This is a genomic window from Algivirga pacifica, assembly GCF_039543525.1.
GTDB classification, from domain to species: Bacteria; Bacteroidota; Bacteroidia; order Cytophagales; family Flammeovirgaceae; genus Algivirga; species Algivirga pacifica.
This window is the reverse complement of record NZ_BAABJX010000062.1, coordinates 60401-80335: the sequence shown is the minus strand read 5'-3', so window position 1 is coordinate 80335 and position 19935 is coordinate 60401. Positions and strand designations below refer to the sequence as shown.

General features: G+C 39.3%; 16 protein-coding genes. 5 read left to right on the top strand and 11 right to left on the bottom strand.

The features are described 5' to 3' along the window. Positions 1-61 precede the first annotated feature (61 nt). The 5 genes from atpB to ABD985_RS19410 all read right to left on the bottom strand — a co-directional run bounded on the left by atpB (position 62) and on the right by ABD985_RS19410 (position 3656). The gene (atpB, locus tag ABD985_RS19430) at positions 62-1108 is read right to left on the bottom strand and encodes a F0F1 ATP synthase subunit A (RefSeq protein ID WP_345374705.1); all 1047 of its coding nucleotides are present in this window, start codon (positions 1106-1108) and stop codon (positions 62-64) included. A gap of 9 nt (positions 1109-1117) precedes the next feature. Next, positions 1118-1516: a hypothetical protein gene (locus tag ABD985_RS19425; protein WP_345374703.1), complete on the bottom strand. Its 399-nt coding sequence runs from the start codon at positions 1514-1516 to the stop codon at positions 1118-1120. A gap of 534 nt (positions 1517-2050) precedes the next feature. Continuing rightward, positions 2051-2332 (bottom strand): AtpZ/AtpI family protein, encoded by a 282-nt coding sequence (locus tag ABD985_RS19420; RefSeq protein ID WP_345374701.1) that lies wholly within the window; start codon positions 2330-2332, stop codon positions 2051-2053. Further along, positions 2292-2687, bottom strand: coding sequence for a bactofilin family protein (locus tag ABD985_RS19415; RefSeq protein WP_345374699.1), 396 nt, complete (start codon positions 2685-2687; stop codon positions 2292-2294). The genes ABD985_RS19420 and ABD985_RS19415 overlap by 41 nt, the downstream gene beginning before the upstream one ends. A gap of 114 nt (positions 2688-2801) precedes the next feature. After that, positions 2802-3656, bottom strand: coding sequence for a M23 family metallopeptidase (locus ABD985_RS19410; RefSeq protein WP_345374697.1), 855 nt, complete (start codon positions 3654-3656; stop codon positions 2802-2804). Positions 3657-3958: 302 nt separating this feature from the next. On the opposite strand from ABD985_RS19410, the gene porW reads away from it, so the two are divergent. From porW to ABD985_RS19395, 3 genes are all read left to right on the top strand, one after another. Continuing rightward, positions 3959-6169: a type IX secretion system periplasmic lipoprotein PorW/SprE gene (gene porW / locus ABD985_RS19405; protein ID WP_345374695.1), complete on the top strand. Its 2211-nt coding sequence runs from the start codon at positions 3959-3961 to the stop codon at positions 6167-6169. A 153-nt stretch (positions 6170-6322) separates the two neighbouring features. Next, positions 6323-8776 (top strand): transglycosylase domain-containing protein, encoded by a 2454-nt coding sequence (locus ABD985_RS19400; protein WP_345374693.1) that lies wholly within the window; start codon positions 6323-6325, stop codon positions 8774-8776. A gap of 160 nt (positions 8777-8936) precedes the next feature. Continuing rightward, complete coding sequence (locus ABD985_RS19395; RefSeq protein ID WP_345374691.1) at positions 8937-9059, top strand: hypothetical protein; 123 nt, start codon at positions 8937-8939, stop codon at positions 9057-9059. Between the two features lie 207 nt (positions 9060-9266). Here ABD985_RS19395 and rny read toward each other — a convergent pair whose 3' ends face one another. From rny to ABD985_RS19370, 5 genes are all read right to left on the bottom strand, one after another. After that, positions 9267-10862, bottom strand: coding sequence for a ribonuclease Y (gene rny, locus ABD985_RS19390; protein WP_345374778.1), 1596 nt, complete (start codon positions 10860-10862; stop codon positions 9267-9269). A 111-nt stretch (positions 10863-10973) separates the two neighbouring features. After that, entirely contained in the window at positions 10974-11279 is a 306-nt protein-coding gene (locus ABD985_RS19385; protein ID WP_345374689.1) for a cell division protein ZapA, read from the bottom strand. A gap of 142 nt (positions 11280-11421) precedes the next feature. Further along, the gene (locus ABD985_RS19380; protein WP_345374687.1) at positions 11422-12030 is read right to left on the bottom strand and encodes a hypothetical protein; all 609 of its coding nucleotides are present in this window, start codon (positions 12028-12030) and stop codon (positions 11422-11424) included. Positions 12031-12101: 71 nt separating this feature from the next. Beyond that, positions 12102-14516 (bottom strand): phenylalanine--tRNA ligase subunit beta, encoded by a 2415-nt coding sequence (gene pheT, locus ABD985_RS19375; RefSeq protein ID WP_345374685.1) that lies wholly within the window; start codon positions 14514-14516, stop codon positions 12102-12104. Between the two features lie 372 nt (positions 14517-14888). Further along, positions 14889-16046, bottom strand: a complete 1158-nt coding sequence (locus ABD985_RS19370; protein WP_345374683.1) for a GAF domain-containing protein — start codon at positions 16044-16046, stop codon at positions 14889-14891. A gap of 160 nt (positions 16047-16206) precedes the next feature. Here ABD985_RS19370 and ABD985_RS19365 point away from each other — a divergent pair, with 160 nt between their 5' ends. Further along, a complete protein-coding gene (locus tag ABD985_RS19365) occupies positions 16207-17124 on the top strand; it encodes a chromosome segregation protein SMC (protein WP_345374681.1) in 918 nt (305 codons plus the stop codon). A 600-nt stretch (positions 17125-17724) separates the two neighbouring features. Continuing rightward, positions 17725-19077, top strand: a complete 1353-nt coding sequence (locus ABD985_RS19360) for an MATE family efflux transporter (RefSeq protein WP_345374679.1) — start codon at positions 17725-17727, stop codon at positions 19075-19077. Between the two features lie 92 nt (positions 19078-19169). On the opposite strand, the gene ABD985_RS19355 is transcribed toward ABD985_RS19360, so the two are convergent. Continuing rightward, positions 19170-19655 carry an AP2/ERF family transcription factor gene (locus ABD985_RS19355; RefSeq protein WP_345374677.1) on the bottom strand — a complete coding sequence of 162 codons (486 nt, stop codon included), beginning with the start codon at positions 19653-19655 and terminating at the stop codon, positions 19170-19172. Positions 19656-19935 lie beyond the last annotated feature (280 nt).

Below are 19935 nucleotides of genomic sequence, written 5' to 3'. Positions count from 1 at the left end.
TTAGACTTTAAAGTGATATAAAAATTAAACTATATATATTCAGTAAATCGAATATTCATTATTAGTGGTGATCGTGCTCCTCTACGGCCATACCGATAAACAGACCTGTCAACATCGTGAAGATGTAAGCCTGAAGAAGGGCTACGAACAATTCCAAAAAGTACAATGGAACGATCAACAAACCAGCCATAGCTCCTACTGCCGCACTCTTAAGGATAAATCCTAGAGAGATGAAAGCCAAGATACTAATGTGACCTGCCGTAATGTTCGCAAACAAACGAAGCATCAAGGCTACTGGTTTGGTAAAGATACCCATTAACTCTACCGGGATCATGATTACTAGCAATGGTTTAGGAACACCAGGAGTCGCAAAAATGTGCCCCCAATAGTCTTTTGTTCCGTTAATATTAGTAATCAATAACGTAAACACGGCCAATGTCATTGTAAAGGCAATGTTTCCGGATGTATTGGCTCCCCCTGGGAACAAGCCCAATAGGTTATTGAACCAGATAAAGAAGAATACCGTCAATAGGTACGGCAAGAACTTCTCGTATTTTTTCTCTCCAACTGTAGGCTTCACTACTTCATCTCTCACAAAGACAATGATCGGCTCAAAGAATGACTGCACTCCTTTTGGTGCTTTTCCTTTGTTTGTCTCATACCCCTTTGCTACCTGATTGAAGATAACGATTAGCAATATTACAGAGATCAACATTGAAGTTGCATTCTTCGTCAATGAGAAGTCATACACCTTCATTCCTCCTTCTTCCACAATATGATCGTGGCTATCCAATGCGTAGGTTCTATCTCCTACTTGTTTCTTGTGACCGTGATCAAATGCATTTGACATAAACACATCAAAATCACCATTTTCAGTCACCAAGATCACTGGCAATGGAATAGAAAGGTGATGCTCATGTCCTTCAGCATCTTTCCAGTCAGCAATGTGCCACGAGTGTCCATCCAAGACGTGGTGAAGAATTGTCTCAGTAGGTTTAAACTCCTCTCCTTCGGAAGAGGCATCCTTTGCGTGAATCAAACCAGTGGTTCCAAAAACAAACACCCCAATCAAAAGATGTCTAAGCCACGAAAAATTTAAGTTTTTCATCGATTAATCTTAGTCTTCAACAGAATTTTGGCGCAATTTAGAGAATAGGTGAATAATTTCAAACACGGTAAAGGAGAAATAAAGCAAGAAGAAATTTACAGCAAAAATTACACGATCCGCCTTTGTGTCTTGAACTAACACAAAATAGGCTAAGAAAAGTGCCAAACCCATAAATAATCTTGCTGTGGTCGCCCCCATGAAGAAATTGTAAAAAGACATCACATTCCCCTTAGCGCCCAACGCTACAACTTCATATGATATAATTGCCAGTACTACATTGTAAATAAGCAACCCTGTTGCATAAGGACTTACCCACTCTGGTCTGTACGTCGGCAAAACAATAATTCCTGATAAAAATAGTGTGGTCAATACAGCAACTCCCAGAAAAAAACGCGTTCTCAAACTCATAATATGCCCCCTTATCCTTTCTTTAAACCTTTTTAATGTTTGTTGCTTATTGCTTCAATCTCAACCGTTACCGGTTACAATTGTATACTTTATCAATCTGAGCGCAAACTTAATAAATAAAGTCTAAACGCAAAGAGATTTTAGTGTATTTTATACTATTAAATCTAAAACAAATACAAAATATGAGTCATCCCATATTAACAACTGACTTAGTTTTCTGGTAATTCATCACTTTATAGCTATCTCACAAGCCCTTTATAAGCTTCTTCATTTTTTCCTTGATGAAAAAACGAAGCAAAAAAATCAAGGCTTTGAAGAATTTGCCTAATTTTTAATCGTAAGAGCTAAACCCATTACATGGCGTATTCAACTCGCTACGCTCAAACAATGGAATTTTCTTAACGCTTTTACGATTAAAAATTTTAACGGCAATTCTTCAAGGCCGTTTTTTTATATATAAAGACGCTATTTAAACAAAAAAACATGAGTCATTCCTTAAATATCAATACAGGATGACTCATGCTTTTTGTGTCTTTATTTTTTAGGAGAAGGCGGCTTGTTTTTATCTCTATTGATATTACTAAGGCCTTTAAGCAATTGATACATGGAGGCAAACAGTCCAAACAAGGTCAACCCTATCGTATAATAAGGCTTATCCGTTTGCTGCCAATCATCCAAGGCTCTACCTGCCCAAGCACACAACAACAGCGTTACAATCATTTCCATACTCACAGAAATGTAACGCATAAAGAGATTATAACGCTTGACCTGTTTCTTAAACGGCTGCGGACGTTGGTTTTGCTCCTCCTTTTTCAACTTGCTTTACTGGTTTATGGTCATTCTTCGTCACAGACTCTCCCATACGACACTTACCATTAAACTGTGCCCCTGGATCAATCGTCAACTTGTTAGTAATGATATCACCGTTAATCACAGCGGTAGAACGCAACACCAAAGACTCTGTGATCTCCAAAACACCTTCAATCTCTCCCTCAATTTCTGCACTCTGTGCATAAAGGTTTCCTTCTAGCTTAGCTTCTTTTCCTACTACTACTCTAGACTTGGACTGAATATTACCAATTAGGTTACCATCCAGGCGGAAGTTACCAAATGTTTCGATGTCTCCCTTGATGGTCGTTCCTTTTGCGACGTTGTTTGTTGAATTATTCATTTGAACTTCTTCGTTGACTTGTTTTTCAGTTTTATTTCCAAAAAGGCTCATATCTATATGCTTTTACCTTAATAACTTAATTCTTGTATAATGTGGGTTCTCGAACCTTCCTAATTAATCAAATGCAATAAAGTTTGCAGGATTTGCCGGTGACCCTTTGTACCAAATCTCAAAATGCAAGTGAGGGCCATCTGTTAACTCTCCACTATTTCCAATAATAGCAATGATATCACCTGCCCTTACTCTTTCTCCCACTTTTTTCAATAAGGTAGAGTTATGCTTATAGAACGATATGATCTCATTTTTATGTTGTACGCCTATCACATATCCTGAGTCCTGTGTCCAGGAGGATAGGATGACGGTACCATCTGCCACAGACTTAATGGGTTCATTTGCCTTTGCAACAAGGTCTGTGCCGAAATGACGTTCTACAATATTAAATTCCTTGGAGATCACTCCGTTAATTGGTGGAAAGAAAAACACATTCTCTGAAATCTGCTTCTCTACACTATTAGCACTCTCTACTTTTGTAAACTCATTTCTAAATGAAGAATCTGCAGCACTGATTTCCATCAAGTTATTTGAAGACGACTGTATCGTTGCTGCTGTCCCTTCTTTGGACTGCACTCCTGTTTCGTCCACCTTCCCATCGATGATATCCTGAATATTTTGAATATATATGTCTTTATCCAGCGCTGCTTTTTCTAAGGAGTCCACTGCAGTAGATAACGTACTCAAACGCAATACTAATTGTTGATTCTCATATGCTGGATCAAATAAACTCACCAACAATGTCTTAGCCAGGAACAGGCTAAACAGAAACAATGCAATAAACACCCCTCCCAGCAAAACAACCAGCTTGGAATAAGTAAAATCATATCGATGTTTCTCTGCTAATGACTCTGCATCCTTGATCTCCAATATTCTCTTGGATGACAAGAAGCTTGATAAGGTCCTTTTCTGTTTCATGTCTCTTTCTATAATTCCATACAAGGTGATTCATATTCCAGTCCCCTTATACACGCATTCCCTGTAAGTAAACGTCGCCCTAAGGCAAGTAGGTATTACAAATTAAAGTAATTCTATTTTTTTTTCACATTTATAGATAAAATTATATTTTCTCAGGCATTCTCCACTGAGAATCTGCTTCTTTATCCTTAATTTTAAGGTCGAGAGCTTCTTTGGAATACTGATTGAGAAAGAAAACCTCTCTAATCACTGTTCCGAACAAGCGCTGAAAATCGTTGAGAACTTCACGAACCTAAGTATACATGGCATACAAACACTATTCCACGAAAATCCATTGGGTATGGTTTACCTTATTGAGTATCCTGTTATCAGGATGCCAGTTCTACCATGACGCGACCTCCCGCTTTAATGCCTACTTTCTGGCTAAAGAAAAAATGGAAGAAGTGGAGCAAAAAATGGCTGAAAGCATACAAGATGATTACAATGGTGTTCTTAATATCTTTGATCCTATTGACTCTACTAAGACCAATGCTTATCGTGAACAATTTGAGTATATCATCAAGAAGGCTTCTTTACCGATCAAATGGCATAAAAGTAGCCAGTATGTAGATAACTGCTACAACTTAATTGGGCGCACTCGTCTATATCGTCAAGACTATGAGAATGCCCTGGATACCTATAAGTATGTTTTTGCCAACAATGATGACGCTAACTCTCGTCATGAAGCTTTGGTATGGATGATGCGCCTGTTCGTAGAAAAGAATGAACTTAAGAACATGCAAGTGATCAAACAGGCTATCAATGAGGATTCCGCTCCTTTTAATGATGAAAATGCCAAGGTTTATCACCTGACGATGGCTCAGTACTATAAAATACAACGTGATTACCCCAATGCTATCGCCCACCTTTCCCTTGTTCCTCCATTAGAGAAGAATAGAACCTTAAGGGCGCGTTATTACTTCATCTTGGGACAAATGCACAAACGAATTGATGGTATGGAAAAAGCGCATCAGTTCTTTGCCAAAGCTTCCAAGATCAACACCAACTATGAAATGGAGTTTTTGGCAGCACTTAATGCCAAGGTGACCCAACCTATTAACCTCTCCAATACCAAAGAGAACAAAAAACTGAGCAAGTACTTTCAAAAAGAGCTGAAAGACCTTAAGAACTGGGACCTTAGAGACCGTATCTACTATCAGATGGCTGCCATAGAAATGCGCCGACCTGATACAGATCAAGCTTTAAAAGACCTAAATGAATCTATCCAAATAAGCACCAAGGACAAAGTGCAAAAAGGGTACTCCTACCTAATGTCGGGAAAGATTTACTATGAAGACATTGGGGACTATGAAAAAGCGGCTGCTTATTATGACAGCGCTATGAAACTACTTCCTGAAGACATGCATCATTATGAAATGATTGCCAAAAGGGCTGATTACCTAAAAGACTTAGCCAAATACACTAAAATTATTCGGGAACAAGATCGTCTATTGTCCCTTTCGGCAATGAACGAGGAAGAACGCGATTCCGTTTTTAGGGCTGAAATGGCTCAGGAGAAAGATGCAATCATTGAAAAGGAAGCGTTTAAAAAGATCAATGAACAACGTAAAACATTGAATCTCGCTCAGAATACTGTCACCACTAATAGAGATAACAGTAACTCTTGGTACTTCTACAACCCCAATGCAACCGTTGCGGGTTCTTCTCAATTCCTAAGAACTTGGGGAAGCCGCCCTTTGGAAGACAACTGGAGAAGATCGAGAAAGCAAAGTGTTATACCTGAGCAAAAAGGATTACAAGCACAGCTAAAAGCGCAAGAAGAAAAAGAAAAAGCACAAAAAAGTGACTTGTTCGCCAGTATTAAAAGTGTGGACGAACGTCGAAGTGAGATTCCTCATTCAGAAGCTGACCTCAGTAAGATTCGTGAAAAACTGGGGGATGCCCTGTTTAATCTTTCTAAAGTATATCTTTATAAAATAGAAGACTTTTTCTTGGCACAAAGTAATGGTCAACGGTTGATTGATGAGCTTCCGGCACACGAGTATACTCCAGAAATGATCTATACTTTATACACTTCTTGTCCAGAAGAAGCTTGTAACCCTGAGATCTACAAGCAACTATTGATCGAACAATACCCAGAGTCTTTCTATGCCAAGATTCTTGTCAATCCTGATTATGTATATCAGAATAACTTATTGAACAAGGTCGTAGAGAAAAAATACCAAATGGCTTATAAGCTCTATAATAACGGAAACTATAACAATGCTCTGGTATATCTGGATGAAATCGACTATCAGTACCCCAAAAACCGCTTACAGGATAAGGTTGGTATGCTAAGGGTATTAGTCGCTGCAAAAACAGCCGTTACCTATAAAGAATATAAAGACGCTATTGACGTATTCTTGCATAAGTTCCCTGAGAGTGAATTTGCTCCTAGAGCCAAAGAGATGCTTGAGCTGATTCCTGATGGAGGTATAGATGCGAGGATTCCTGGTAGAAAAGAAAAGAAATAAGGATGCCCTTGCAAAGGGCACCCTTATCGAATATAACTTTTATGATTTTTTAGTGGTATTTCTCTTACATAAATCATTGATTTGCATAATTTATGTTCTTGAGGAGCGTATAAACCACCTCATTTTTCATGGTGATCATAACCAACCAATTGTATGTATTCTAAGATTATCAAAACACTATGGGTACTCTTTGCTATAGGAGTAGCCGGTGTATTTGTATTTGCTTTATCATTAAAATATAACTGGGGCAATCTATATGGAGGGCTGCCAGATCCAAGTGTACTGGAGAATCCAGAAACACAACTGGCTTCTGAGCTATACTCAGCTGATGGTGTCCTTTTGGGTAAATACTTCCGTGAGAACCGTACCAACGTAACCTACGAAGATCTATCCCCTAACCTAATCAACGCCCTTTACGCATCAGAGGATATTCGTTTTGATGAGCATAGTGGTATTGATTTTAAAGCAACCCTCGCTGTTCCTTACTCTTTACTGAAAGGAAAAAGTCGTGGTTCCAGTACGCTTACACAGCAGCTTGCGAAAAACCTTTTTAACACCAGACGCTCAGATGACCTAAAAGGAAAGCTATCTGATGTAAAGTTTCTCGGATTGGTGATTAATAAGTTTAAGGAGTGGATCTTGGCCCTGGAACTTGAGCGTTCTTATACCAAGAAAGAAATTATGGTGATGTACTTGAATACCGTTGACTTTGGCAGTAATGCTTTTGGTATTCAAGTAGCTTCAAAAACATATTTCGATACAACCCCAGAAGCTTTGACGATTCCTCAGGCGGCAACATTAGTCGGTATTCTTCAGGCGCCTTCCTTTTACAACCCTAAGCGACACCCTGAACGTGCCGAATATGTGCGTAATAAGGTGATTGCCCAAATGAAGAAATACCACGATCGTCTAATGTTAGAGGAGCAATATGATGTTACCCTTAACGATCTAGACTCTATGCAGAGCATTCCTATGGAACTGCAATATGAGGTAGAAAGTCACAACAAAGGATTGGCCGCTTACTTTAGAGCTGAAGTAAAGCGAGAGCTTCTTCACCTTTTCAGAAACAGCCCGGAACTACAAGGATATGACCTTTTTGCAGATGGACTAAAGATCTATACCACCATAGACTCTCGTATGCAACGCTACGCAGAAGAAACAGTGGAAGGTCATATGAAAGGACAACAAAAACTCTTCTCTGAACACTGGAAAGGACAAGGAAATCCTTGGATCGACCGTGAAGGAGAAGAAATTGAAGGATTCCTGGAAACTGCCATTCGACGAACTGAAGTGTTCCGTAACCTTCGAAAGCAATATGGTGACGATGAAAATGCTATCACCAAAGAACTCTCTCGAAAAAAGAAGATGCGTATCTTTACTTGGGATAATGAAAATTATGAGAAAGATACTGTGATGAGTTCGATGGACTCTTTGGCTTACTACAAACACTTCTTGCATACCGGTTTTATGGCCATGGATCCTTACAATGGACAAATCAAAGCTTGGGTAGGGGGGATCAACTTTAAGTACTTCAAGTATGATCACGTAAGACAAAGTTATCGTCAACCTGGTTCTACATTTAAGCCAATGCTTTATTCGGCTGCCTTGGAAGACAAGTTTACGCCTTGTACTCCAATCTTGGATGCTCCAATTTCTTTCCCTGTGACTAAAGTTGATGAGGAAGGGAATGTAATCGAAGACCGCTGGACTCCTAAGAATGCGATTGACTACTCTGGAGAGACTATGACACTTCGTCAAGCCATGGGACGCTCTGTTAACACTGCTGCGGCCTATCTGGTAAAACAACTTACTCCAACCAAACTAGCACATTATGCCAGAGACAAGTTTGGTTTCAAGGAAATCAGAAATGAGCTATTTGAACGCTACCTTAGCGAAGAAGAAATTGCCAGAGGAAAAACAGGATACGATGTAAAACCAATTGCAGCTGTACCTTCCCTATGTTTGGGAACTGAAGATGTATCCGTTTACGAAATGGTATCAGCTTATGGTACGTTTGTCAATAAAGGTACTTGGACCAAGCCTTTATTCATTACGCGTATTGAGGATAAAGACGGAAGAATCCTGAAAGAGTTTACACCTATGACCAAGGAAAGTTTGAGCGAAAAAACGGCTTGGTTAATGACTTATATGCTGAGAGGCTCCAACGAAGAAAGTGGTGGTACTTCTTTAGGTCTTACACGCTATAACTTCAAGAGAGATCAAAAAACGGGTGAGAACTTCCATGTAGGTGGAAAAACCGGTACTACTGCCAACTACTCTGATGGTTGGTTTATGGGAATTACCAAAGACCTTGTCGCTGGTACTTGGGTAGGTGCCGAGGACCGAAGCATTCACTTTAGAAGCATTCGCTACGGACAAGGTGCACGCTTGGCAATGCCACAGTACGCCGAGTTTATGGAAAAAGTCTATGCTGATGAGGATCTATGTAAAGAGTTGAATTACTCCAGAGGGTATTTCCCTGAGCCTTCTCAACCAATTGACATTAACCTCAATTGTGATGAATTAAACATGCCTGAAGAAGGAATGGAAAACGACTCTACCGATATTCTTCCTTATATGGACAATATGGAAGAGGAAGCTTTGTAAGGTATAAGGTAAAAAGTAATAGATAAAAGGTCTCCAAAATATATGGAGGCCTTTTTTATTGGAGAATATCTACCACCTTGGAAATCAAACAAAAATGGTAGACCTTTGTTCCATAATCAAGGTGTATATCTATTCCTGAATATTCTTTCTATAAAATATTATGAGCAACAATTTTGTATATATCGCGGGATTCATCGTGATCGCTAGTAGTCTTTTTCCTTTGATGGGATACTTTTTGGATCACAAGTACAAGAAGAAGATCAATAAAAAGAAAGAAGACTAGCCTCTTTTGTTCATGATGTTTAGTTGAGCTTCGCTCGTTGATGATGTTTAGTTGAAAAATAGTGTATCAAATTCATGAAATGAATTTTAAAAAAACAACTAAACACTATGAACGAGCGAAGCTCAACTAAACATCATAAACAAAAAAACCTTGATGTACTGCTACATCAAGGTTTTTTATTTATTAAGCGGTCTTTATTAAAAGACTTTATTTCGCATAGTTTACTGCTCTCATCTCTCGAATGACGGTTACCTTGATCTGTCCAGGGTACTGCATCTCATTCTCGATCTTGTTGGCAATATCGAATGACAATTGTCCTGCCTCTGTATCTGATACATTCTCTGCATCTACCATGACACGAAGCTCACGTCCTGCCTGCATTGCGTAACACTTATGTACTCCCTTAAAGCTTAAAGCCATGCTCTCTAGCTCTTTCAGACGCTTGATATAAGATTCCATCATCTCACGTCTTGCTCCCGGTCTTGAACCGCTAATCGCATCACAAGCCTGAACAATTGGAGAAATCAATGTAGTCATCTCAATCTCATCGTGGTGAGCACCAATCGCATTACACACATCTGGATGCTCTCCGTATTTCTTCGCCAGGTTCATACCCAGAATTGCGTGCGGTACTTCTGGCTCTTCTGGCCATACCTTACCAATGTCATGCAATAGTCCGGCTCTCTTCGCTTGCTTGGCATTCAATCCTAGCTCAGAAGCCATAGAGGCTGCTAGTTTCGCTACTTCCCTAGAGTGTTGCAATAAGTTTTGACCATACGATGAACGGAAACGCATTCTACCCACCATTCGGATCAACTCTGGGTGCAACCCATGGATTCCTAAGTCGATTACGGTACGCTCTCCCAGTTCAAGGATTTCGTCCTCAATACTTTTTCTGGTTTTGGCTACTACTTCCTCAATACGAGCTGGGTGAATACGCCCATCTGCCACCAAACGCTGTAAAGATACTCTGGCGATCTCTCTCCTTACCGGATCAAAACCTGATATGATAATCGCTTCTGGTGTATCATCTACAATAATTTCTACTCCTGTAGAAGCTTCCAAAGCACGGATATTACGTCCTTCTCTACCGATAATTTTCCCTTTCAACTCATCATTCTCTAAGTTGAATACGGATACACAGTTCTCAATGGCATGCTCAGCAGCCGTACGTTGTATCGTAGTGATTACCGTTTTCTTTGCCTCCTTGGTTGCGGTTAGTTTCGCCTCTTCCATAATATTTTTGATATGGATAGATGCTTTGCTTCTCGCTTCATCCTTTAACGCTTCCACTAATTGCTCTCTAGCCTCATCTGCCTTAAGGTTCGCAATCTTCTCCAATTGAGAAACTTGCTGTAATCTCAAGTTTTCTGCCTCTTCTTTAGCTTTGATAGCCAATTCCTTCTGCTCAGCAATTTCGTCAAATCGTTGATCGAGTTCTTGTGTTTTCTTCTTTTGTTGTTCTAGTCCTTTCGTCAGTTGAGCTTCTTTCTGCTTTAACTTATTTTCATTCTGCTTCAGCTTATTCTCATATTGCTTCAGCCTATTTTCATTAACGCTCAACTGATTTTTCCTTTTTGATGACTCGCTTTCAAAATCGGATTTCATCTTAAGGAACTTCTCTTTGGCTTCTAGTACCTTATTTCTTTTCATGGTCTCTGCAGAGCTTTCCGCCTCCTTGATCAGCATTTTTGCTTTTCGTTTGGCATCCTCCTCCATATTCTTGAAGACCCTTCCCAGTAGGAAGCGCCCGATCAGCACTCCCACTACAAGTGCTGCCAGCACCGGTAAAATTATATTCATCTCCATGACTCAAAACAGTATTGAGAAATAAGGCTTTTCAGCGCTTACTTCTACTTCGTATACTTCCGTATTTTATTAGTTGATTTATACAGAAACCGGAGTACACCAATCTTACTCGTTCTCTTTTTGAACTTGTGGTTGATCTTGCTCTAAAACCTGATCCAATAAATAATTCAATTTTCCAATACGTTCGGTTGCATGGTCTAATGTTTCACGACTTCTCAGTTGCTCAACTACAATATCAAAGGCAGCAATCGCCAATAGGTCTTCCAATTTGGAAACCCCCAAGCGCTGCTTTTTCGCCGTGATTTTCTCTGTCAGTACCGCTGCGGCCTCTTTCAAGAGCTCTTCATCCTGAGCTTCGGCTTTTAGCGTATACTCCTTATTATATATAGTGATCTTAATCTGACTTTTCATGGAAACAAAAACCTGCCATACATCCCGTAAAAGGAATTAACTATTACCTGAAGTCCTCGTCAACCTTCATAAGATTATGCGAACTACCAATCCCTTACAGATTTTATTCTATTTAAGATGTATTATACAAAAAAAATCAGTCTTAATGATTTTTTTCTTCAAGTTCTTCTTTTAAAAGTTCTAATTCCAAAGAGAGCTCTTCCTTCTCTGCGATCGTCTCCTGCAGTTCTTGTTTCAAGGCATTGATTGCGGTAGCATCCTCTTGCTGCTGAAACAATAGCTCTTCTTTTTCTTTTTGTAATAGGGTAATAATTTCCTGTAGGCTTTGCAGTTCTGTATGTTCTTCTTCCTTCCCTTGCTCTACTTCTACAGCACTTTCTTCAGCCGTCTGCACCTCTTGCTTCAATCCTTCCAGGGTCGTTACATATTGCTGTTTTTGTTGTAGCAACTCCTCAATCTCTTCATTGAGAGAAGTAACCACCATGGTTTTCTCCTGGATAAGCCGCTCGGCTTCCATATTTTGTTCTTTGGCAGTTCCTAACTCTTCGGTTTGTGCATCAAACAGTCCCTGCAAGCGATCCATATACACTTCTAATTGCTGCATTTCTTCCTTTAGACGCTCACATTCCGCTTTCAACACCTGCTTGTCTGCCTGCTCCTGCTCCAGCAATTGCTGTAGTTCCTTGTATTTTCTGAAAAATTCAGATGCCTTTTCCTCCAAGGCTCCCAATTTCAACAATAAGTTACTCATAGGCGTATACAGTCGTAGTTTATATAAGTTAGCGCTTGAGCAAAACTGCTCAAGCGCTATATATACTTAAATTATTTTCTGATGATTGCTCCTACCTCTTTCTCAAAGGCTGCAATCAATCGAGTCATTGTTTTGTCAATCACTTTATCGTTCAGTGTCTTTTGTGCATCCTGCAACGTAAAGCTAATAGAGTAAGACTTCTTCCCTTCTCCCAGATTCTCTCCTTCATATACATCAAAGACATTCACCTTCTTCAGTAGCTTACGCTCTGTTCTCTTGGCTACCTCTTCGATTTCACTAAAGTTGGTTGACTTGTTCAATACCAACGAAAGATCTCTTCTTACTTCCGGGAACTTTGGAATCTCTACAAACTTGTAGTTACTATTTTGTAACGCAAGTAACAGGTCCCAATCAAACTCTGCATAGAATACCTCTTGCTTTACCCCTGCCAATTTCGCTATTTTTGGATGTACCATACCCAGACGAGCAATCGTACCTTTCTTGTGCTCATAGCTCAATCCATAGGCAAACAAGTCATCTTGCAATGTTTCCTGCTTGTACTTCGAAATATTAAATTGCTGGAACGTTCTCAATACCAAAGAAGCCAAATCATGGAAAGCTGACTTTTCTGTTTTCCCTCTCCATGTTTCTTCTCGTTGTGCACCGGTCACAAACATAGATAGACGGTTTTTCTCCACATACTCCCCTTCTACCTTGCTATATACTTTTCCAAATTCAAAAAGCTTTAAGTCTTTTTGTTGTCTGTTGATATTGTGTGCAATCACTTCCAAACCTGTGAACAGCAACGACTGTCTCATGACATCCAGATCAGCACTTAGCGTGTTCAGGATTTCTACATTCTCTTCATCCTTCAAGCTTTGTACTGCTTTTACGTAAGTACTGCTTGTCAAAGAGTTTGTCAGGATCTCAGATACTCCAGCCCCTGCCAACATTTGCGTCACCTTAGCTTTAAGTACATCAGCATCTTTCTTAGGGAAATGTGCCAGGTAACTTGCCGATAGGTTCTCACTTAACTCTACGTTATTGAAGCCATGAATTCTCAAGATTTCCTCAATAATGTCTGCTTCCCTTTGTACATCAACTCTGTAAGGAGGTACTGCTACTGTAAATCCTTCTTCACTCTCCTGTAAGAAACGCATTTCTAGTCCTTCCAAGATCTCCTTTACACGCTCTTTTGGAATGTCTGCACCAATCAGTCGATTGATATGCTTATAATTTACAGCTACCTCAAAGTCTGCTACCGGAGTAGGATAAAGATCAACAATCTCCGAAGACACTGTTCCTCCTGCTACTTCCTGAATCAACAAAGCAGCTACTTTCAAAGCCTCTACTGGCATATTCGGATCAGTTCCTCTTTCAAAGCGGAATGATGAATCTGTCTTGATCCCATGACGTTGCGAAGTTGCTCTTACCCCATCAGGACCAAAGTAAGCACTCTCCAGGAAAATCGCCGTTGTGCTCTCTGACACGCCAGAGTCTATCCCTCCGAATACCCCAGCGATACACATTGGTTCTTCTGCATTACAAATCATCAAGTCTGCGGCAGAAAGTTTTCTTTCTTCTTCATCTAAAGTAACGAAGGTAGTTCCTTCTGCTACTTTCTTCACAATAATTTTATTGCCTTTTACCTTAGCGGCATCAAATGCATGTAACGGCTGTCCAAGGCTATGTAAAATATAGTTTGTAGCATCTACTACATTATTCAATGGTGCTACGCCAATCGCATTCAAGCGATCTTTTAACCACTTTGGAGACTCTCCTACTGTCAAGCCAGAGATTGTCAAACCAGCATAGCGAGGACATGCTTCCGCATCTTCCACCACAACCTCCATGGTTAAATCATTATTTTCTACTTTGAATGCTTCTGTCGATGGGAAATTAAGTGGACGTCCTGTCAATACTTTCAGGTCTCTAGCTACTCCATAGTGAGAAGCACCATCTACACGGTTAGGGGTTAATCCAATCTCCAATACCGTATCCGTTCCTACCTTAAAGTAATCTGCAGCAGGAGTACCATTGGCCATATCAGTATCCAACACCATAATCCCATCATGAGAACCTCCCAAGCCAATTTCATCTTCAGCACAGATCATTCCCAAAGATACCTCTCCCCTGATCTTACCTTTCTTAATTTTGAAGGACTCTCCTTCTGGAGTGTACAGTATAGTACCTACTGTCGCAACTACTACTTTCTGTCCAGCCGCTACATTAGGAGCTCCACATACAATTTGTACCGGTTCTCCCTCTCCAAGGTCTACTTTTGTAATGCTCAGTTTATCAGCATCCGGGTGCTTACCACACTCCAACACCTCTCCAATCACCAGTCCTTTCAGACCTCCTTTGATGGTTTCTACCTCCTCGATCCCTTCGACCTCCAATCCGGCCATCGTCAATAGGTGATCGATTTCTTCTGCTGATTCATTTATATTGATAAAGTCTTTAAGCCAGTCCAGTGATATTTTCATTGTGTACTATCTCTTTTTTATACTTCCTGCCCATCAGGAAAGTGAACAAAAATGATTGCCTCTATGCTTATGGTTCCTCCATCGTTTTGGGATTCAAAACGGGGTATACCCCTAAGCGCTTTTTATGCCTAAAAAAGTTAGCTATCGTCAATTTTACTAACAATAGTAAACAACTCAGGTCATAAAATACGTAAGTGACAAAAATAAAAGAAAAAAATCAAAGCACACATGTTTACTTACAAAAGGTCAAGGGGGAAAAAAGTAAAAGGGAAAAGGTATTTAAACTACTACTTTCTCCTTTCTTTGGGGCAACCTCGAGAATTGTGCTTGCAGTAGTGTGAACTCATACTTTATGAAGTGATCCTTTCTATATCATTTGGCCTGTAGCTTTTTTTCCAACTCTTTGATTTTTTCCATCATCCCTGCTTCTCTCTCCTTACTCTTGTGCAACACAATATTTAGTAACTTCTCTTTATTATGCTGTTTACGCTCCCTTACCTCCAATTCCTCTATCCTAGACTTCAAAGCGTCCTTTTCATTCAAAACTTCTGCTAACTGTTCCTGTACTTCCCTATAGCTTTCCTCCGCTTTGCTTTTCTCTAATTGTATACGTTTCTGATAGGACTGAGACTTTTCAAACTCCTTCACTAATAACTGCTCCCCTTTTGATAAACGATCATTTAATTTTTGTAATTGATGCTGCTTTCTTTCCATAGACTCCTGCGCGGCTTTTAGCTCTTCCATATTTTGTCTCATCTCTTCCTCCTGCGCTCGAACCACTTCATTTTGATATTGAGTCTCCTCCAATAATATCTCTGTTTGCTCTGCATGATAAACCATACTCATATTAGCAGATATACTATCACAAAAACTATTGAAACGTTGTTGATCGTCTTCAGTAAGAGGGTATAAGGATGCTACTTCTATCACTCCATATACTTTTTGATTATAGACCAGTGGAACGATATACAAATAAGAAGGAGTCGCCTCCCCGATACCTGAAGTGATATATACATATCCCTGAGGTACTTCTGATAAATATAAGGGCTTACGATCCAGCAATACCTGCCCTACCAGTCCCTCTCCTGCCTTTATGGTTTTATTGATGTATCTCTTACGATCATAAGCATAGCAAGCCTTTAATTCTAACCCAGCGCCTTCGACTCCAATAGTATCGACCAAAAACACACCTCCTTGCACCAGTTGAAAGGTTTTCAGTAAGAACTGTAATACCGCATCACATAAAGATATCAAGTTCTGATGCTCTCCAATCAATTCCATCAATTGCTGCTGATGCTCATTCTGTCTCTGTTTTCTTTGTTCCTCTTCAATCAACTGCTCCTTTTCCTTTAAGTGTTGCAATACGGCCGTAATTACCGAGTGCTCTACCTCCAAAGAGGTTTCCATCGGTTTATTTCCTGAAAGCATTTTCTGCACCAAATCAACAACTTCTTTCAAGTAATGATTTTCATGGGTTAATGCATCCCAACGTTGCTCCGTTATCAAACGGAAAGGGAATCCATTGCTCATAGTTTTGAATGGGTTTGGTTTTTGCTCAACATAAAGTACTTAGTCACAAGATGTGATCTTGTAAATAATTTATCACTTTCCATTGAAAACAGTATACAATCTGCCTATTTTCGCATATTATATTTTTTAATATTAATTAATTAACGACTACAACAGGAAGATGACACTCTCCAAAATCAAACGTAACAATAAAAATAACCTACTACTGGTCCTGGTAGTCATTTTAGTTTTCCTTAATGGATTACAGTGGCTTTTAAATGACCGCTCCTCTCAAAAGAAACAAGTCCTGATTGAAAGCAAAGAACTAGAGCTGGTAACCACCTATGCAAAGCTAGACTCTATTTCCAGCGAACTGGAACTTCAAATCTCCGAGTTACAATCCATGAATGGACACGTAGATTCGTTAATTCTAATCGTTAAGGAGCTGGAGAGAGATAAACAAGAGTTACTGACATCTAAAAACCTAGCCAATGGTCGTTATCAAGAACTCAGAGGCAAGGTAGAAGCCTATGAAGAACTCCTGAAAAGAAAGGATGCTGAAATTGCTTTACTCAAAAAAACCAATCAATCCCTATTGGATGAAACCATTAGCCTTAAAAAGGAAAAAATTGATTTGGAAGACAGCATCGTTGGCCTTAAGCGTACACAACGTAAAATGAGTGCCAAAATATCCATGGCATCTTCATTAAAAGCAAAGGATCTCTCTTTTACCCGAATATCGGATAGTGGTAAAGAGAAAATTGGGACCTCTTTTAAAAATAGACGACTTTCCCGATTAAAGCTTCACTTCACCATCGCTAAAAACCCTATCAGCCCAATTGGCGTTAAAACCATCTACTTGATTATCGCGACGCCAGAAGGTGCCACCCTTTACAACGAGGCTATTGGCTCTGGAACCTTTAAATTAAATAAGGGAGAAGTATTCTATACAATGAAACAGGATATCCTTTTTGATAACACGGAACAAAAAGTCGCTTTTGAATACACCAAGGATAGTGATCTAAAAGTAGGACAATATACGGCAATGCTTTACAATGATGGTGTTTTGATGGGAGAGCAAAGCTTTATTATTAAGTAGTGGGCAGTGAGCAATGAGCAATGAGCAATGAAGTACTAACTGGTGGTCTAAACACTAAGTTTTCTGATAGAAATAAAAGGACTACTTCCAAATGGATAAAGGAAGAAGGATAAAGGATAAAGATATAGGAGTTTCTGGATAATAATCCTTCTTCCTTAATCCTTAATCCTTAAACTGTTTGAAAGTAGCACTCAGTTATAAGTTTACTTAGTAATCAATCCACTAGATGTCATACTACAATAGTAATCATTAGACTTTATAAGGAGCAGCGACGTTAGGTCGTTGCTTTTTTTATCACCAAAACTAAGCACTGTTCATGGTGTTTAGTTGAGCTTCGCTCATTCATATTGTTTAGGTGAAAAAAAGATTTAACGAAACCCTTTGGTAGTATGACATATAAATACTCAACATTAATAATGGGTTTGAGAAACTACTAAACATCATGAACATTTCCACATTAAATATCATTAAGAGTTTTCCTCCTCTCGTATTAGATTATTCTGACAAAAAATAGGTTTTATTACAGTTGGTCCTTATCACCAAATAGTATGTGATCTATTGATCATGTTTTCAAGGCAGCAAATGAACTAGGAAAAGAGTATGACATTCAAGAAATATATCAACCACTATCAGGAAAATTTTCGACTAGCCGTACCGGTGGTTATTGCCCATATTGGGCAAATGCTTACCAATATTGCAGATAATGTGATGACGGGCCACTACAGTACACTATCCCTTTCTGCTTCGGCATTTATGAATAGTGTGTTCATCATTGTCATGGTATTTGGAATTGGTTTTGCACAAGGACTTACTCCCCTTATCGGGAAAGCGATAGGACAAAAGGAACTTCAACGTACCGGCCATCTATTACGTCATAGCTTATTACTCAATACCGCAGTAGTGGCTATCCTTCTATTGATTCTGAACAATACCACCCCTCTATTATTTCATATGGGGCAAGTGGATGAAGTCGTCAGGGAAGGTATTCCTTACTATAAAGTGATTAACTGGTCACTTCTACCCATGATTGTATTCTTTTCTTTCAAGCAGTTTGCAGAAGGAAATGCATCTACTAAACCCGCTATGATTATTACTTTGGGCGCCAACGTACTTAACGTTATCATCAACTATATCCTCATCTTTGGAAAATGGGGCGCACCGGAAATGGGACTTATAGGAGCTGGAATTGCTACGCTGATCGCTCGTGTTACAATGGCGATTGCGATGGCCGCCTATATTCTTTATACACCAAGATTTAAGGAACACCTGAAAGGATTCTATGAGCGAAGTATTTCTTCTACCTTATTGTGGGACCTGATAAAAGTTAGTTTCCCCATAGCTCTTCAAGTGGTTATGGAAGTAGCAGCCTTTGCAATTGGTGGTATTATGGTTGGACAATTAGGCAAGAATGAAATTGCAGCACACCAAATTGCTATCAGCCTATCCTCTGTCACCTTTATGATGGCCAATGGACTATCCGCGGCAATTACCATAAGAAACAGCGGTGCACATGGGCAAAACAACTATACCGAGGCTAGAGATATTTCCTGGGCAGGACTACATATGGTCATTATCTTTATGCTTTTCAGTTCTGTTGTCTTTATACTAGGCAGTGAATGGATGGCTTCTTTGTATACACCGGACCTTACAGTTGTTAAAATGGCTATTCCTATGATTGGTATTGCAGCCCTTTTTCAATTGTTCGATGGGATACAAGTGTTGTCATTTGGAGCACTAAGGGGAATTTCTGATGTAAAGAATCCTACTATTATTGCCTTTATCGCTTACTGGTTGGTTTCTCTTCCTACGGGATATTTACTCGCATTTCACTCTCCACTTAGAGAGCTTGGAGTTTGGGTAGGTTTCTTGGCAGGACTATCGACTGCATCGGTATTATTAACTCTTCGTTTTCATAAGATCACACGAAAGATGCAGCAATTATATACCGTATAAGTACTGTTGAATCGTTGAATTGAGCTTCGCTCGTTGATTCGAGTTGAATTGTTGACTGTATTGAGTCAACAATTCAACGGTTCAACAAATACTTAGCTTAATGCATTGAGACTGTTGGTGGAACCAAAGCGTTTCAAGGACTCCATGTTATAAGCCTTGGCTGCTTCTTCTGCAGTATCAAACATTCCCAAGTAAATGCGCTCTCCTGCATCATAGAGTACTGCCCTATACTTATTGCCATCCTTAGAAACTCCTCTGTATCCTACCGAAGGTCTTTGCTGTCTTCTTAACTCTGCCATAGTATTCCACTCCAGGTTTTCAAGTCGGCAATCCAACTTTTTACCATTGATCATTCGTACAAAAAGTTTTTTTGTAGAAGTCGGTTCCTGTAAAAATTCCTGGGCAAGAAGTTTATGCATATAAAGGGTATTAATTCGTCCAAATCGAGTAAACTGCATCACAGCATATCCTGCAGAATGCATTCTCCACCCTTTATCCAATCCTTTTTTCTTCAGAAAACTGAATCCTTTACGACACAGCTTTACTTGCTTATCACTATTCATTAAGGGAATTAGCATAATCCTCTCTCTCGTTTGTTTTAGTTTTAGTCATTTAATAAGGCAGGTTAAAAAGTCTTCTTGGATCAGGGATATAATTCCCTTATCAGAGCATGAATCTATAAACAGAGAGAGGTAGCTCAAAAATATTTTTACAAAAAATAAGTACCTTTTTTAAATAAAAATTACTTTAAATGGTATTTTATTATTAAAATCACCACAAAAACCACCTTTATTTAGTATAAACTAATCAAACAGAGTACAATAAATCTATCCAGTCTTTTTATACGATCAAGAATAA